The following is a 16,202-nucleotide window of genomic DNA, read 5'->3' as shown; positions in this document are numbered from 1 at the left end:
CCTGTCGCTTACGCCCCCGACACTGCGCCACCGCGCAGCGCCCCGAGCCGTTCAAAGAAATCAGGCAGCGTCTTAGCCACACAACCAGGATCGTTGATCGTGATCCCTTCCCGAGCTAACCCCAGCACCGCAAACGTCATCGCCATCCGATGGTCGTCATAGGTATCGATCGCCGCCAGCCGGATCCGCCCATCCGCAGGCGGATCGATCACCAGATCATCACCCTCGATCGCCACCGCCGCCCCCACCTTCGTCAACTCCGTCCGCATCGCCGCGAGCCGATCCGTCTCTTTCACACGCCAGTTCCCGATCCCCCGGATCACTGTCCGGCCCTCCAGCACCGGCGCAATCGCCGCCAGCGTCATGGCCGCATCAGGCATCGCATTCAGATCGATATCGATCCCCCGGAGCACCCCATCCGCTGGCGCCGCCACCGTCGTCCGATCCTCCTCAACCTCCACTACAGCCCCGATCCGCTCCAGCACCTCCTCCGCAAACCGCGCGTCCCCCTGCAGGCTCTCACGACCCAGCCCCAGCACCGTGCAACGGCTGCCCGGAACCACCGCCGCCGCCGCCCAGAAATAACTCGCCGATGAAGCATCCGGCTCGATCGCGTAATCCGTCCCCCGCACCCACTCCGCCTCGATATCAATCCGCCTCAGGTCCTCACTGGCCTCCACCGGCACCCCAAAATGCCGCAGCAGCCCCAGCGTCATCTCAATATAAGGCCGACTCGTGATCGGCCCATCTAGCCTCAGCCGCAGACCCTCCCGGCAGTAAACCCCGACCTGCAGAAGTGCCGTGATGTATTGCGACGACAACGTAGGCGACAACACAAGCTCACCACCCTGTAGCCCCCGACCTCGAACCTCCAGAGGCGGGCAGCCCTTCGCCATCCGGTACCCGATCTCCGCCCCAAGCTCCCGCAACGGCTCCACCAGTTGTCCAATCGGACGCTCCCTCATCCTCTGGACCCCATCCACCCCATACCGTCCCTCCCCCAGACACAACGCAGCCGTGAGAAACCGAACCGCCGTCCCTGCATTCCCCAGCTTCAACTCCGCCTCAGCAGCCGGAATCTTCCCCGCACACCCCTCCACCACCACCGCCGCCTGCTGCTGCACCTCGACCTTGAACCCCAACGCTACCAGCCCATCGAGCATCCGCTCCGTGTCATCCGCAAACAACACGTTTGTCAGATAACAAGGCCCATCCGACAACGCTGCCAGCAACAACGCCCGGTTGGTCAGGCTCTTTGACCCCGGCAGCGACACCGCACAATCAAACGCCGCCACCGGACCCATCGTGATCTGGTCTGGATAAGTCCGCTTCACCCCATCAATCATAGAGCATCGCCGCCTCGCACGATCCCGAACCCAAAACCTCACTCCGCCTTGCGAAACACCGCCACGATGTTCTCGATCGGAACCACAAACAGCCGGTTGTCCCCCTCAAAATCAACCGGGATCGCCTCCTTGGGGTTAAACAGCACCTTGTCGTACTGGTCAATCGGATAGTTCGGATCGTCCGTCAACTCAACCGAAACCGTCACCACACGCCCCGTCAGCGTCGGGATCTCGATCTTGTCAGGCAGGTGAATCCCCGATTTCGTCTGCTTCCGGTCCTCATCCTTGCGGATTAGTACACGCTTGCCGATCGGCTCCACCACCTCAAGCCGGGGACCACTTCTGGATGATGTCTTACTCATCCCTTAACTCTAGCTCCATGAATCCCCTATGTCGCCCCAACAACCTCCCGCCACGCCCCCTAACTCGGCTAGACTATTGGCATGAGTATGAAGTTGACTCTGCGCCAGGGGTGGTGCGGAATCTCATCAGCCGCCGTTCTCTCGGTCTGCCTCTTGCTGGCCGCCTGCACCGGCTACGGGTCCCTCGAAGGCCTCGACCGGCACCTCGCCGAACTCATCCGCGACGAACAGAGCCAAACTCTCGGCAGCAGAGCCTCCTCCGGCGGGCCTATCGAGGACATCGGCTCGGGCCGAGAACGCAAGACCGCCTCGCAGGACGATCGCATCCCGCCCACCACCAACACCACCGCCGCCCAACTCCCCGCGACACCCTCCAACCAGGAAATGCGCACCGGCGACGAACTCATCTACGCCGAGTTCGACTCACCCCTCGACCCCGAAGAAAACGCCCTCCGTCTCGACCTCGAAGGTCTCCTCGCCTACGCGATCGTGAACGCCCCCGAATACCGCCGCGAAAAAGAACTCCTCTTCCTCCAGACGCTCGACCTCATTATCGAACGCCACCTCTGGGGGCCCCGGTTCTTCAACACCACCACGGCCCGCATCTCCGGAACACCCGAAGGCGGAGACAACGAACAGGCCCTGAGCCTCATCAACGAGTTCCGCGCCACCCGACGCCTGCCCTATGGCGGAGAGATCGCCGCGACCGCCTTGGTGAACTACACCAACCTCCTCCGCGAAGAATCCTCCAACACCGAACCCCAGCAATCCCAATCCGCAGAGGTCGGACTCGAACTCGACCTCCCTCTCCTCCGCGGAGCCGGCAAAGTCGCCCAGGAAAGCCGGGTCCAGGCCGAGCGCGACCTCGTCTACGCCGTCCGCCGCTTCGAACGCTTCCGCCGCGAACTCCTCGTCGACCTCTCCAACACCTACTTCGACCTCATCTTCCAGCAGCAGCAGATCGACAACGCCCGCCGGCAGCTCCGCTCCAACGAACGCCTCGCCGCCCGCTTTCAGGCCCTCGCTGAAGCCGGCCGTGAAGCCGCTTTCGAAGCCGAAGACGCCCAGCAGACCGTGCTGAGCAACCGTTCCAATGTCCTCAACAACGAAGAACGCTACGCCACCGCCATCGACCAGCTCAAGCTGCGCCTGGGCATCCCCCTCGACCAGCCCGTCGTGCTCATTCCCAACGATGTTCTGGTCCCCGAGCCGGTGCTCGAAGTCACCAGCTCCATCAACACCGCCATCGAGAATCGTCTCGACCTCCAGACCGAACGTGACCGCGTCGATGATGCCCGCCGCGGACTCCGTGTCGCCCGCAACCAGCTCCTCCCCGACTTCGACCTCGACGCCTCGGTCTCCGCAGCCACCGAGAACGACCGCAACTTCCCAGGCGGCGACGTCGATCTTGGTGAAGGCCGCTACACCCTCGGCCTCCAGTTCGGAGCGCCGATCGATCGCCGCATCGAACAAGCCGGCTACCGAAGAGCCCTGGTCAACCTCGAACAATCCGAGCGCAACTACCGCGTCGAACGCGATCGCGTCCTCCTCCAGGTCCGCGATGCCATCCGTGGCATCGAACAGGCCCGGTTCACCCTCGAACTCCAGACTCGGGGCGTCCAGCTCAACGAACGTCGTCTCCAAGGCGTCAAACTCCGCGAACGAACCCTCGGCCCCCGAAGCGTGATCGAAGCCACCGAAGACCTCCTCTCCGCTGAGAACGCCCGCGACCAGGCCGCCTCGAACCTTCGCACCAGCGTGCTCGAGTACCTCCTCAACTCGGGACAGATGCGCGTCGCCTCGGATGGCAGTTGGCTCGCACCAGGCAGCCTCCTGCCGATGCAATCCCAGAGCCTCGAGATCGACCTCCAGGGAACCTCATCCCGCAACACCCAGACCCCCAGTCAAACCACCGGAGGCTAAGACCATGGAATCCACTACTCAGAACAACAATCGATGGTGGTTCACCGGCGGAGCCATCGTCATCGCACTCATGCTCATCGGCGTCGTGCTCGCCGTGACTGGAGCCGCCGGGGACGCCTCCTCTCGATCGGGCGATTCAGATGACTGGTTCGACGTTCGCATCCAACCCCTCGACCTCACCGTCGTCGCCACCGGCGAACTCGAATCCCAGGAACGCATCGAGATCAGAAACCTGGTCAACGGACGACCCGCCATCACCTTCATCGTCGACGAGGGAACCCGTGCGGTCGAGGGCGACATCCTCGTCAAACTCGATGACCGAGAAATCCGTGATCGCCTCGAATCTCAGGAACTCGACGTCGAATCCGCACGACTCGACCTGACCACCGCCGACCGCGAACTCGAAATCCAGCGCAACGAAGCCGATTCAGCCAGAAAAGACGCAGAGGTCAAACTCGCGACGGCGAAACTCGACATCGAGAAGTGGCGGCAGGGCGATGTCGTTCAGAAGCAGCGAGATCTTCAGCTCGCCCTTGATAAAGCAGAACGAAACGTCATCCGCGCCGCTCGAGACCTTGAGCTTAGCGTCCAACTCTTTGAAGAAAAGTTCATCAGCGAAAACGAGAAGGATGACGACGAGATCGCCGAGATCGAGGCCCGCGAAGCCCTCGAATCCGCCAAACTCGCCATCGAAATCTACGAGAACTTCGAGTTTGTCAAGCAACAGCAGGAAAAGCAGACCGCTGTCGAGCAGGCCGAAGCCGAACTCGAAAGAGTCATCGCCAAAAACGAAGCCAGGATGGCTCGCTACGAATCCGATGTCCGCAGTAAACAGCGCACCCTCGAACTCCGCGAACAGGGACTCGCCGAAACCCGCGACCAACTCGAGAAGACCGTGATCAAAGCCCCCGCACCCGGACTCGTGGTCTACGCCAGCTCCGTTGGTGACTCTTGGCGACGTGGCGATCCGATGGCTGTCGGCAGAGAAGTCCGCAATAACGAAACCATCATCTTCCTCCCCGACATCAACCGCATGACCGCCGTCCTTAAAGTCCACGAGGCCCTCCTGCCCCAGGTGAAGATCGGCCAGAAAGCCGTTGTGAACATTGACGCTCGCCCCAACAGCCCGGTCGACGGCGAGGTTTCGGTCATCGGCGTCACCGCCGACTCCGGCGGATGGCTCAACCCCGATCTCCGTGAATACAAGGTCCGTATCAACCTCCCCGAAGGCTTCGACGCCAGTCTCAAACCGGCCATGCGACTCTCAGGCGAGATCTTCACCGGTCGCATCGACGATGCCCTGACTGTCCCCATCCAGGCCGTCCACGCCGAGGGCGGCGGATACCACGTCTACACGCCCACTGGCGATGGGCGCGTCGAAGCCACCCCTGTCAGCATCGGACAGGCCAACGACACGATGGTCCAGATCGTCGAGGGCATCGAAGAAGGCCAACGCGTGCTCCTGCGCACGCCACGCGCCAGCGAACTGGTCGAACGCCAAATCGAGGTCGCCGCCGCAGAAGCCGCTGAGTAAGTGACCCAGCTACCGTTCCGCTGGACTGACCGCCAGCTCCCACGGCCGGTAGAACAAAGCCCGCACCGGCAGCATCGCCACATCAACACCAAACGAAGCCGGCTGCAGCACCGTGTCCAGCGCCTGCTCAGCACTCCACAGGGCTGGCTCTTCGCCCGCCATCGCCCGCCGCAGCATCCCCTCGCTCGACGACGCGTTCATCGGATCGTGATCCGTCGGCCCGATGTCATCAAAATAGTTCACCGGGTGCCGAACCCGCCCTCCGGGATAGATCAGCCGCGTCGTCGACCACGATGCACGCGACCCGCCGTCATCAACCCCCAGCGGCAGCATCGCCCGCGCCTGCGGCAACTCCGCCACCTTCGTGTCCGTTGCATCCCAGGCCGAGCAGCCCCCCAGCAGCGCGACCCCTGCTAACAACATCAAACATCGTTTCATCACCCCAGTTTACCGCCACCCGCACCTCCGCGTCACGCTCCGCCGCCTTGTCCACACCCCCTGTGACCGTTATTTTAGAAAGTTTCCCCCCGGAGCGACCCGTTGGACCAAGCCATCCGAAAAGCCGAAGCACTGGTCGAAGCCCACCAGTACATCCGCGACTTCAAAGACAAGATCGTTGTCATCAAAGTTGGCGGGTCGATCATGGACGAGCCCGAGACCCTCAACCGCCTGCTCGACGATGTCAGCTTCATGTGGACCGTCGGCATGCGCCCCATCCTCGTCCACGGCGGGGGCAAGGGCATTACCGAGGCCATGCGCGCCGCTGGACTCGAAGCCCAGTTCGTCCAGGGACGCCGATACACCGATGAACGAACCCTCGCCATCGCCGAGCACGTCCTCGTCGAGCAGATCAACCGGCTCATGGTCGAACGCCTCCGCCACGATCGCGCCCCCGGGATGGGGCTCCACAGCCTCTCGAGCTGCGTGGTCTTTGCCGAACGCCTGATGCTCGAAGCCGAGGGCGGGCGAAAAATCGACATCGGCCTTGTCGGTCAGGTCACCCATGTCAACGATGAGCTGCTTAGAGCCCTTATCGAGGGCGACTACATCCCCGTCATCGCGCCCATCGCTCGCGACCGGGCGGGCGGCAAACTCAACATCAACGCCGACTCCGTCGCAGGCTACGTCGCCGCCGCCACCAAAGCCGAGAAGCTCGTTCTCGTCTCCGACACCCACGGCATCCGCCGCTCGGAGAACCCCGACGACCTCGCCACCCACCTCTCTCGATCAGAGATCGAAGGGCTGATCGAGTCAGGCGTCATCAGCGCGGGCATGCTCCCGAAGGTCGAAGCCAGCCTCGTGGCTCTCGAAGGCGGGGTCCGCAAGGCCCACATCATCGATGGCCGCATCCCCCACGCCCTCTTACTCGAGGTCTACACCGACCGCGGCATCGGCACCGAGATTGTCCTCGAAGAAGCAGTACCCCAGCCATGAAACACTTTCTTTCTATAGCCGAAACCTCCGCCGACCGGATCAAGACGATGCTCGCCAAAGCCCGCGATCTGCGTGGCAAGCGAGGCGTTGCCACCGGCCTGCCCATGGCCAACCTCACCATGGCTTTGCTCTTCCAGAAGCCGAGTCTGCGTACCCGCGTCAGCTTTGAGCAGGCCGTCATCGACCTTGGCGGGCACCCCGCTGTGCTCGGACAGCACGAAGTCGGGCTCGGCAACCGCGAGCCGGTGGGAGATGTCGCCCGGGTGCTGGGCGGGATGGTCGATCTCATTGGCGCACGGGTTTTCAAGCACGAAGACCTCGAAGCCATGGCCGATTCCTCGGGCGTTTCGGTCGTCAACATGCTCTCGGACCTCGCTCACCCCGCTCAGGCCCTCGCTGACGCACTGACCATCATCGACGAGTTCGGCGACAACCCCGCTGGCCGGTCAGTCGCCTACGTCGGCGACGGCAACAATGTCGCTCGCTCGCTCGCGGCTGTCTGCGCCAAGCTCGGTATGACCTTCCGCCTGGCCGCGCCGTCGGGTTACGGGTTCGACGAGGCGTTCGTCGTTCAGCTCGCCGCCGACGGGCTCAAGCCCTTGTTGACCGAGGACCCCGCCGAGGCTGTCCGCGGGGTCGATGTCGTCTACACCGACACCTTCACGTCGATGGGTCAGGAGGAGGAGAAGGAAGCCCGCAAGAAGATTTTTTACGGCTATCAGGTCAACGGCGGCCTCCTGGCCCACGCTGCTGACCACGCGATCGTGCTGCACTGCATGCCCGCCTACCGCGGGGAGGAGATCACCGCGGAGGTCTTCGACGGGCCCCGGAGCCGGGCGATCCCGCAGGCGCACAACCGGCTGCACGCCCAGAAGGGCATGTTGGCGGAGCTGCTGTGCTAGGCTACCGACCAGGGTGGGGCGATCGATGGACCCCCTTCCGCCCGGAGGGTGCATGACCGAACCGACACCCGAGCCCGCACCGGAATCCAACCCCGATCCTGTGCCATTCGACCTCACCCGGGTCGTGCTGATTGTTGTGGGGGCGCACCTGCGTGCGGAGGAGGCGGATCGTGCGCTCGCTTATCAGATCATGAGCGAGATCGAGACGTGGGTGGAGGAGCACGAGGAGCGGCTGGAGGAGAACCTGCGGCCGATGGTGTGTACCGATGCGCTGTACCTCAATGACGAGGCGTTGCACACGCGGGCGACCATTAGTGTTGGTGGGCCAGGGGTTAATGCGCTTTCGGCGTATTTTGCTCAGCAGATGGAGGGGGACGCGTCGATCCTGCCGGATCAGGTGATTCTGCAGATGGACCCGGATTTCGCTGACCTGCGGGTGGCGATCTGGGGGGTGAATCACGAGACGACGAGCCAGGGTGTGATGCTGTTTATCAGGGATTACCTGGATGGTTTTTTGAAGGCGGTGGCGACTCAGGTCGAGCCGAGGGATACCTGAAAGTCTTTGAGGGTCTATACTTACGCCATGCCCGAGGCGAATCCACGAGTGAAGACGCTGTTGCTGGTGTGCACGGGGAACACGTGCCGGTCGCCGATGGCGGAGGCGTTGGCGAAGGATTTGTTGGCGCGGAAGCATAAGGTGGAGGTGGAGCGGCTGGATGATGCGGGGTTGCGGGTGATTTCGGCGGGGATCATGACGGCTGGGGGTTCGCCGGCGAGTGATGAGGCGGTGGATGCTATGTCGTTGCGTGGTCTGGACTTATCTGGCCATGTGTCGCGGGCGTTGACGCCTGAGCTGGTGCGGGATGCGGACCTGATTCTGACGATGACGCGGGGGCATCTGGAGGGATTGCTGACGATTGCGCCGGAAGTCCGTGACAGGGCTGGACTTCTGGATCCTGAGGGGGACATTGATGATCCAATCGGGCGGGAGGCGATGGTGTATCAGGGGGTGGCGGATCGGATGGAAAACCTGCTCAAACGGGTGCTGGATCGGTACAGTTTCTGACGAACTCGTCAATCAAACGCGTCCAAACGTGTCGAAACGACGCTGCTTTGTGCGCACGAAGTGGTCGCGAGTCGATTTCGGTTCGGGGTTTGACTGCCCTCCTCTCTACCCCGCACTTGCCTCGGCTGTGCGACTCGCCATGATGCGGGTCTGCAACTTACGGAGTCCAGCGTTGAGTTATCGCGTGCGAGTCGAGAGTGTGTCGTGGGTCGAGGCGATGCCGCTGCTGCGGTTGGCGCGGGCGTGGGCGGTGGCGCTGCGTTTTGAGATGTGGGCGACGGCGTATGTGGCGTTGCTGGTGCATGTGGTGTCGGTGGCGTTGATTGGTTTTCTGATCGTGGGTCGAGAGACGCTGCCAGGTGCGGATGGTCATATTTTGAACGCGCTCAAGCATCTGCTCGTGCCGATTCGTTTTTTTGATGACCATGTTTGGGCTTGGGTGATCTGGGGTGTGGTGTGTTATTTGAACAAGGCGTTTTTTGGTGGGGTGTTGTGCCGGTTGGCGGCGCAGCGGTGGGGTCGGGTTGAGAAGCAGGGGATCGGCGTGGCGGTGGGTGTGGTGGCGCGGCGGTTTGCGTGGTACACGATCACGCCTGTCTTGCCGGTGGCGTTGGCGGGGTTGCTGGTGATTCCGTTGGTGTTGGCGGGGTGGATGTTGCGGGTGCCGCTGCTGGATTGGGTGGGGGTCGTGTTGGCGGGTCCGGCGCTGCTGCTGGCGTTGTTCGCGGCGGTGATCCTGGCGGGGCTGGCGTTGGCGGGTCCGTTGTTTTATCCGTCGCTGAGTGTGGAGGTGACGGATGGGTATGACACGCTATCGCGGGTCTACGCGTTTGGTTTGGGCCGGCCGGTGTCTTATCTGGGTGCGGTGTTGCTGCTGGTGGTGTTTGGTGCTGTAGGCGGAGGGTTGCTGATGGTGTTGCTGGGCTCGGGGTTGTGGGGGGCGGTGTGGTTGCTGAGTTATTTCAGTGGTTTGCCGCCGGAATATTTGATTTCTGGTGAGTCGAGTACGGCGGCGTCGGAGTGGTTGTGGTACTGGGTGTTTGGGGTGTTACTTCTTTTGCCAGCGGCGTTGTGTGCGTATGTGTACGCGGGTCTGACGTGGGTGTATCTGACGCTTCGGCAGTTGTATGACGGGACGCCTGTGAGTGATGTGGCGCCCGCGTCGGGGCCTGCGGCTCCGGCGGCGCATGTGTCGTTGGCGGGTGAGGGGGGTTCGGGTGCGGGGTGAGGTGCCTCGTTGCGTTGAGGAACAGATAGCACGCCTTCGGCGCGCCGTGTGGCACCCTTTGGGGTTTGTGCTGCTCACTCTTCTTTTCGGAGGCGATGTATGGGGGCAGGAGCAGCGGATTGCGAGTCTGGCTCCGGCGCTGAGTCGGATGATTGTTGATCTGGGTGCGGGGGATCGGCTGGTGGCGGTGTCGGAGTATGACACGGCTTCGCCGGAGGGCTTGCCGGTGCTGGGGAGCATGGCGGCGATTGATCGGGAGCGGTTGATCGCGTCGCGGCCGACGGACCTGGTGCACATGGGGTTGATGGGTGGCCAGGCGGAGCGGCTGTCGGGGATCGCGGAACGGCTGGGCTGCCGGGTTCATGGTTTTGCTTATCCGAATCGGGTTGAGGAAGTGATGGACCTGCTGGCTCCTTCCCCGCTTCCAGTGGGGGCGTCTGAGGCGGTAGAGGAGCGTGTGACGGTTGGTGGGGTGCTCGGTCTTGAGACGGAGGCGGCGGCGCTGCGGGCAGAGCTTGAGGGGCGGCTGGAGCGGGTGCGTTCGGCGGTGGCGGGGCTTGAGCGTCGGCGAGTGTTGCTGGTGTTTGGGGTCGAGCCGGTGGCGGCGTCGGGTCCGGGGACGGTGCTGGATCAGATGTTGGTGATGGCGGGCGGGCGGAATGCGTTGGGTGAGCGGGGGGCGACTTATCAGGCGCTGGATTTTGAGTTGTTGCACACGACGTCGCCGGAGGTGGTGTTTCTGTTGCTGCCGGGGGCTTCGGCGTTGACGGAGGACGATGCGCGGTTGGTGCCGTGGGTGCGTGCGGAGACGCCAGCGGGTCGGGATGGGGCGGTGTATCTGTTTGCGCAGCGGGAGGTGTTGCTGCCCTCGACGGGGTTGGTGGGTGTGGTGGAGGAGATGGCGCGGGTGTTGCACCCGGAGGCGTTTGAGGCGGGTGTGGCGGATGAGGGGGCACCTGATGGCTGAGCATCCGGTGCGGGCGTGGCTGCTGCTTGGGTTGGCTTTGGTGGTGGCTTGTGCGGCGAGGTTGTTAATTGGGTCGTCGATGCTGGGTTTGCCTGAGCAGGCGGCGATTCTGACGGCGCGGCTGGACATCATTGCGGTGGGCGCGGTGGTGGGGGCGGCGCTGGGTCTGAGTGGGGTGGGTTTGCAGGTGTTGCTGCGGAATCCGTTGGCGGAGCCTTACATTCTGGGGTTGGCGTCGGGGGCTGCGTTAGGTGTGTTGGTGCAGGGGTTGGCGGAGACGCGGCTGGGCTTTGTGGTGACGCATCGGGCGGTGGCGGCTGCGGCTGGGGCGTCGGGTGCGATGGCGCTGGTGCTGCTGGCGGGTCGGCGTCGGGGTGTGCTGGATCCGTTGACGTTGCTGCTGGTGGGTGTGGTGGTATCGACGATCTGCGGGGCGTTGCTGATGTTGCTGAATCATCTGGTGGGTCCGGGGCCGGTGCGTGATGACCTGGCGCGGTGGGTGATGGGTTACCTGGATCCGTGGGCGGATCGGTTGACGGTGGCAGTGCTGGCGGGTGTGACGGGGTTGTGCGGCGTGCGTTTGTGGTGGGGGGCGTCGCGGCTGGATATCGCGACGCTGAGTGAATCGGAGGCGCGGTCGCTGGGGGTAGGGTTGAGTGGGTTGCGGGTGGAGTTGTTTTTGATGTCGGCGGTGCTGGCGGGTCTTGCGGTGACGCTGGCGGGTCCGGTGGCGTTTGTGGGGTTGGTGGCCCCGCATCTGGCGCGGCTGCTGGTGGGTTATGGTCATGCGGGTCTGGTGCCGGCGGCGGCGGTGCTGGGGGTGACGCTTATTTTGTTGGCGGATACGTTGAGTTCCGGTTTGGCGTTGGCGGGGCTGAGTTTTGGTCAGGGTTTGGGGGCGCTTCCGATCGGGATATTCACGGCGTTGTTGGGCGGTCCGTTGTTTATCGTATTGCTGAGGCGTGAGGGTTCGACGCCTGGAGGGCAGCTTTGATGGCGTCGTTTGCTGATCGGTTGATGTTGGCTGTGGAGCGCACGGGGTCGCCGGTGTGTGTGGGTCTGGATCCGGTGCTCGAGAGGCTACCGGTGCGAGCGGATGATCCGATCGACGCGGTGCGCACGTTCTGTATGGGGGTGCTTGACGGGGTGGCGGGTGTGGCGGCGGCGGTGAAACCGCAGTCGGCGTGTTTTGAGCGTTATGGCTGGCGGGGTGTGCGGTTGCTGGAGGAGGTGCTGGCTGGGGCGCGGGAGCGGGGGTTGCTCACGATCAACGATGCGAAGCGTGGTGACATCGCGATCTCGGCGACGCATTACGCGGAGGCGCTGCTGGGGGCGGGGTCCCATGCTGATGCGCTGACGGTGAACGGTTATCTGGGGGCGGATACGTTGTCGCCTTTTGTCGAGGTGGCGGCGCGAGAGGGGGCAGGGCTGTTTGTGCTGGTGCGGACGTCGAATCCGGGGTCGGATGAGGTTCAGGGGGAGCGTTTGGTGTCGGGGGGGACGGTCGCTGAGCACCTGGCGCGGATGGTGGATCGGTTGGGGGCGGAGCATGTGAGTTCAGCCAGTGGGCTGAGTCTGTTGGGAGCGGTGGTGGGTGCGACGAAGGTGGAGGATGCGGAGGCGCTGCGCGGGCTGATGCCGCGGCAGGTGTTTTTGCTGCCTGGGTATGGGGCGCAGGGTGGGGATGCGTCGTCACTTCGGCGGTATGCGACGGTGGAGGGGCGCGGGGTGCTGGTGACGGCGAGTCGTTCGGTGATCTATGCGGGAGAGGGGGCGGACTGGGTGGCGGGGGTGCATGGGGCGGCGGAGCGGATGCGTGACGAGGTGGGGGCGGCGCTGGGGTAGGTTTCTTTCAGCCGGCGAGCCAAGTGGCGATGGTTTTGTCGTATTCGGAGGTTCGTTTGAAGGCGGCGGCGGCGAGTTCCTGTCGGAGGGCGAGGGTGGTCGCGCCATCGTGTTCGTCGAGTTGGTTGCTGACGGGGTCGTACTGTTTTCGGTTGGAGATGCAGACGACGAAGGGGTGGTTTTTGGCGGCGCTGCGGATCATGGAGGGCCCGCCTATGTCGATCTGCTCGATGCCTTGGATGCGTGAGCAGTCGGGTTGCTGGATGGTTTTTTCGAAGGGGTAGAGGTTGATGACGACCATGTCGATGGGTTCGATGTGGTGCTCTTGCATGGCTTGGGTGTGATCGGGTTGATCGCGGAGGGCAAGGAGTCCGCCATGGACGTTGGGGTGGAGGGTTTTAACGCGTCCGCCCATCATTTCGGGGAAGCCGGTGAGTTCCTCGACGAGTCGGACGGCGAGTCCGGCTTCTTTGAGGGCTTTGGCGGTTCCGCCTGTGGAGATGAGTTTGACGCCGTGTTTGACGAGCTGGTGGGCGAAGGGGACCAGGTCGGTTTTGTCGGAGACCGAGAGCAGGGCGCTGTTGACCTTGATGAGGTCGATCATGGTCGTTCCCTGGTGGGTTGTTAGTTTTGTGGGTTGATGCGGAGGACGCGGCCGGTGGGTGAGACCAGGACGAGTGCGTTGTCCGGGAGTTGGACGACGGCGGCGAGTCGGCGGGTGGGAGCTTCGGCGACGACGGCACCGGTTCGGACATCGATTTGCAGGAGAGCGGTCCGGGTGTAGGCGAGGAGGCGGTTGTCGTGGATGCCGAGGGGTGTGGCGACGCGGTCGAAGAGCCAGTTGCTCTCGCCGGTGCTGGGGTCGATGCAGAAGAGTCCGCGGCCATCGACGGGGAGATAGACGTTGTTGCCCAGGAAGGCAGCGGGTCGGAGGAGGGCACGTTCGCTGCGGAAGATCCAGAGGTCGTCGCCTGTGGAGCGGTCGAGGCAGTAGAAGGAGCGGTCGTGCGAGCCGAAGCCGGCGAAGTTTTCGGTGAGGAGGGGTTGGGTGGAGATGCGGTCGTAGGATTTTCGTCGCCAGTTGACGGCACCGGTGTCGACGTCGAGGAGTGCGGAGGTGCCGTTGTCGTCGGCGACGGCGAGTTGATCGCCTTGCACGGCGATGGGAGCGGAGATCGATGCACTCATGCCGTATTCCCACTTGGGAAATCCGGAGCGGATCTGGTGGGCGAAGATCCTACCGTTGACGGCACCGAAGAGGGCGAGTTCGTTGTGGAGGGTGGGTTGGGTCTGGACAACGTGGGCGAGTTCAACTCGGTCGATGACGTTGCCGGAGTCGGCGGAGACGATATAGAGGCTTTTGACGGAGTTGATGAGGATGCGATCTTCGAATGCCATGGGCTTGAAGAGTCGTCCGTCGCCTACGCCGACGGCGCTGCGCCATCGGACTTTGCCGGAATCGATTTCGATGGCGTTGACAATGTTGCCGGGGTGCTCGACGACGAGCATGAGGTCGTCGAGAAGGGCGGTTTCAACGATGTCGTTTGAGTCGGGGACGCTGAGGTGCTGAGCCCAGTTGACGCTGAAGCCGAGAGCGGCGGCGTCGGCGGGTTCGACGACGAGTCCGACGCGTTGGGGCGCGTTGGGGAGTGGTTTGGTGCTCGCACAACCGGTGAGGCCGGGGAGTGAGAGGGCGAGTAGGAACACCAGCAGGGTGGGGAAAGTCGCAACACGCATCGCTGGGGGGTCTCCGGGGCGTGGGGGCTTGGGGGTGCCTGGGTGGCTGCCCCTCTTGATCCTGGGACGGTACAACGTCTTGGCAGTATCAAGGCCCCCCGGAAGGCGGTCAAGCCGCCGGTGTGGGAGGAGACGGGATTGCGGTGGTGTTGGGGGGTCAGGCCTGGGTTAATGCCCCGCGTTTTTCGGCGATCAGGGCGATGAGCTGCTTGTGTGGATCGGCGAACTTGGCGGTGCCTTCGTTGAGGAGGGTCTGTTCGAGGTGATCATCATCGACTTTGGCGTCGATGTCGTCGAGGACGGCCTGGGGGGGCATCTGGTCAACGGTGCGGGTGTAGGTTTTGCCGAGTTTATCGACGGCGGCGTTTGTGGCGGGGGGATTGGTCTGGATATCGGAGCCGACGAGGGCGCCGACGTACTTGTCGGCGGGGTCTTCTTTCTTTTTGGTGCCGGTGGAGGCGAAGATGATTTCCTGATCGAGTTTGAGGCTCTTGTCGGACCAGAAGGCTTGGTTGTCATGCCAGAGTCGTTTGGCGTTGACGAGTCCGACCTGGCCTTGGGCCTGGGAGGAGAGGGTGGGGGCGTGTTTTTCGGTGTAGACATCGACGCGGGAGATGAAGATGGAGTAGACGGACTTGAAGGTGTCGAGTCCGCCTGGGCGTCGTTGGGCTCCGCGCCAGACGGCTTCGCGTGCTGCGTGGTACTGGCGTTTGGAGAAGATGAGCGTGACGTTGAGGGTGATGCCAGCGGCGGCGAGTTCTTCGAGGGCGGCGATGCCGGCGTCGGTGGCGGGGACCTTGATCATGCGGTTGTCGTGGCCTTTGGACCATTTTTTGCCGAGCTCGATGTAGCGGGCGACGCGTTGGTCGAAGGATAGGGTGGTCTCGGTGTCTTCGAGGAGGGGGTCGAGTTCGAAGCTGACCCAGCCGTCGTTGCCGCTGGTTGACTTCCAGACATCGTGGAACTGGTCCATGGCCTGTTTGACGAGTTTGTCGGTGACGGCCCAGGCGACATCTTCATCGGAGAGGTTGGGTTGCTCGAAGAAGGTGTTGAGGCTGTCGTCAAAGCGGCCGGTCTTGATCAGGTCGGCGACGATGATGGGGTTGGAGGTGGCGCCGGAGGCCCCGAGGGCTTTGTTGCGGGTGATCTCGTCGGGATCGATCGAGTCCAGCCAGAGGCGAGTTCCCTGGGCGACGATGGATTGGAGGGGAGAGGTCATGGGCGTTCCTTTAATGATGGTCCATTTGGCGGATAGGTCGGGTCTTCTTGTGATGTTTCTATCGGCTGTTGGCGGGGGTGGCCAGGGCTTCTTCGAGCCATTGGAGAAAATGATGGGCGTCGAGCCCGCCTGTGAGGCGGCGGATGACGGTGCCATCGGTTCCGATCAGGAGGGTGGTGGGGAGAACGGTGATGTCGTATTGGTTGGCGAGAACTTCGGCGGCGCGGGCTGAGCTATCCGGGGCGGTGAGGTCGGCGTGGATGGCGTTGAGGCGGCCTGTCATGGCCTGCTGGACCTCGGGGCGGGTGAGGGCCCGTCGTTTGAAGGTTGTGCAGGGCCCGCACCAATCGGCGGAGAAGACGATGAGTGTGGGGCGTTCGGCGTCTTGTGTTTGGTGTTGGTCCGGGGGCAGCCAGAACTCGGGGTGGAGGGTGGCGTCGGTGCTGGCGGCCAGGCTCAGGATCGAGGCTAGGCAGGTTGCGGCGGCGATGAGCACGAGCAGGCCGAGGGCGGGGCGGTTGTTGGTCGGTGAGGTCTTCACGGGGGTAGAACCGAGGGGGCGGAGGAAGTCATCCGTGATTCCGGGATTGATGTGGTTTTTGTGGGTGGACTGCAGGCTTTCCTGAAGTCTTCGTGGCT

The 16,202-nt window shown here is 63.4% G+C and carries 17 protein-coding genes; 10 read left to right on the top strand and 7 right to left on the bottom strand.

The features are described from left to right. Positions 1-8: 8 nt before the first annotated feature. Positions 9-1,334 (bottom strand): 3-phosphoshikimate 1-carboxyvinyltransferase, encoded by a 1,326-nt coding sequence (aroA, locus tag RIG82_03935; protein ID MEQ9460086.1) that lies wholly within the window; start codon positions 1,332-1,334, stop codon positions 9-11. A 50-nt stretch (positions 1,335-1,384) separates the two neighbouring features. Further along, on the bottom strand, positions 1,385-1,708 hold the full coding sequence (locus RIG82_03930; GenBank protein ID MEQ9460085.1) for a co-chaperone GroES: 324 nt from the start codon (positions 1,706-1,708) through the stop codon (positions 1,385-1,387). Positions 1,709-1,789: 81 nt separating this feature from the next. On the opposite strand from RIG82_03930, the gene RIG82_03925 reads away from it, so the two are divergent. After that, complete coding sequence (locus RIG82_03925; GenBank protein MEQ9460084.1) at positions 1,790-3,631, top strand: TolC family protein; 1,842 nt, start codon at positions 1,790-1,792, stop codon at positions 3,629-3,631. 4 nt (positions 3,632-3,635) lie between these two features. Continuing rightward, on the top strand, positions 3,636-5,165 hold the full coding sequence (locus RIG82_03920; GenBank protein ID MEQ9460083.1) for an efflux RND transporter periplasmic adaptor subunit: 1,530 nt from the start codon (positions 3,636-3,638) through the stop codon (positions 5,163-5,165). Positions 5,166-5,174: 9 nt separating this feature from the next. Here the strand turns inward: RIG82_03920 and RIG82_03915 are convergent, their stop codons facing one another. Further along, entirely contained in the window at positions 5,175-5,603 is a 429-nt protein-coding gene (locus tag RIG82_03915; GenBank protein ID MEQ9460082.1) for a hypothetical protein, read from the bottom strand. A 102-nt stretch (positions 5,604-5,705) separates the two neighbouring features. On the opposite strand from RIG82_03915, the gene argB reads away from it, so the two are divergent. The 8 genes from argB (at position 5,706) to pyrF (ending at position 12,607) form a co-directional block, all read left to right on the top strand. After that, positions 5,706-6,599, top strand: a complete 894-nt coding sequence (gene argB, locus RIG82_03910; protein ID MEQ9460081.1) for an acetylglutamate kinase — start codon at positions 5,706-5,708, stop codon at positions 6,597-6,599. After that, entirely contained in the window at positions 6,596-7,501 is a 906-nt protein-coding gene (gene argF, locus RIG82_03905; protein MEQ9460080.1) for an ornithine carbamoyltransferase, read from the top strand. The genes argB and argF overlap by 4 nt, the downstream gene beginning before the upstream one ends. 52 nt (positions 7,502-7,553) lie before the next feature. Then, the gene (locus tag RIG82_03900; protein MEQ9460079.1) at positions 7,554-8,057 is read left to right on the top strand and encodes a hypothetical protein; all 504 of its coding nucleotides are present in this window, start codon (positions 7,554-7,556) and stop codon (positions 8,055-8,057) included. Positions 8,058-8,084: 27 nt separating this feature from the next. Continuing rightward, positions 8,085-8,567, top strand: a complete 483-nt coding sequence (locus tag RIG82_03895) for a low molecular weight protein arginine phosphatase (GenBank protein MEQ9460078.1) — start codon at positions 8,085-8,087, stop codon at positions 8,565-8,567. Between the two features lie 172 nt (positions 8,568-8,739). Further along, positions 8,740-9,795, top strand: coding sequence for a hypothetical protein (locus RIG82_03890; GenBank protein MEQ9460077.1), 1,056 nt, complete (start codon positions 8,740-8,742; stop codon positions 9,793-9,795). Positions 9,796-9,862: 67 nt separating this feature from the next. Next, positions 9,863-10,762: an ABC transporter substrate-binding protein gene (locus RIG82_03885; protein ID MEQ9460076.1), complete on the top strand. Its 900-nt coding sequence runs from the start codon at positions 9,863-9,865 to the stop codon at positions 10,760-10,762. After that, a complete protein-coding gene (locus RIG82_03880; protein ID MEQ9460075.1) occupies positions 10,755-11,756 on the top strand; it encodes an iron ABC transporter permease in 1,002 nt (333 codons plus the stop codon). The genes RIG82_03885 and RIG82_03880 overlap by 8 nt, the downstream gene beginning before the upstream one ends. After that, positions 11,756-12,607, top strand: coding sequence for an orotidine-5'-phosphate decarboxylase (gene pyrF, locus RIG82_03875; protein ID MEQ9460074.1), 852 nt, complete (start codon positions 11,756-11,758; stop codon positions 12,605-12,607). Before RIG82_03880 ends, pyrF begins: the two co-directional genes overlap by 1 nt. Positions 12,608-12,614: 7 nt before the next feature. Here pyrF and RIG82_03870 read toward each other — a convergent pair whose 3' ends face one another. From RIG82_03870 to RIG82_03855, 4 genes are all read right to left on the bottom strand, one after another. Then, entirely contained in the window at positions 12,615-13,211 is a 597-nt protein-coding gene (locus tag RIG82_03870) for an IMP cyclohydrolase (protein ID MEQ9460073.1), read from the bottom strand. A 20-nt stretch (positions 13,212-13,231) separates the two neighbouring features. Continuing rightward, positions 13,232-14,344, bottom strand: coding sequence for a PQQ-binding-like beta-propeller repeat protein (locus RIG82_03865; protein MEQ9460072.1), 1,113 nt, complete (start codon positions 14,342-14,344; stop codon positions 13,232-13,234). Positions 14,345-14,501: 157 nt separating this feature from the next. Continuing rightward, positions 14,502-15,563: a transaldolase family protein gene (locus RIG82_03860; GenBank protein ID MEQ9460071.1), complete on the bottom strand. Its 1,062-nt coding sequence runs from the start codon at positions 15,561-15,563 to the stop codon at positions 14,502-14,504. Positions 15,564-15,621: 58 nt separating this feature from the next. Beyond that, positions 15,622-16,104: a thioredoxin fold domain-containing protein gene (locus tag RIG82_03855; protein MEQ9460070.1), complete on the bottom strand. Its 483-nt coding sequence runs from the start codon at positions 16,102-16,104 to the stop codon at positions 15,622-15,624. Positions 16,105-16,202 lie beyond the last annotated feature (98 nt).

Source organism: Phycisphaeraceae bacterium (assembly GCA_040222855.1).
In the GTDB taxonomy this organism is placed as follows: domain Bacteria; phylum Planctomycetota; class Phycisphaerae; order Phycisphaerales; family Phycisphaeraceae; genus Mucisphaera.
Note: the sequence above shows the minus strand (reverse complement) of the source record. Positions and strands in the feature narration are given on the sequence as shown.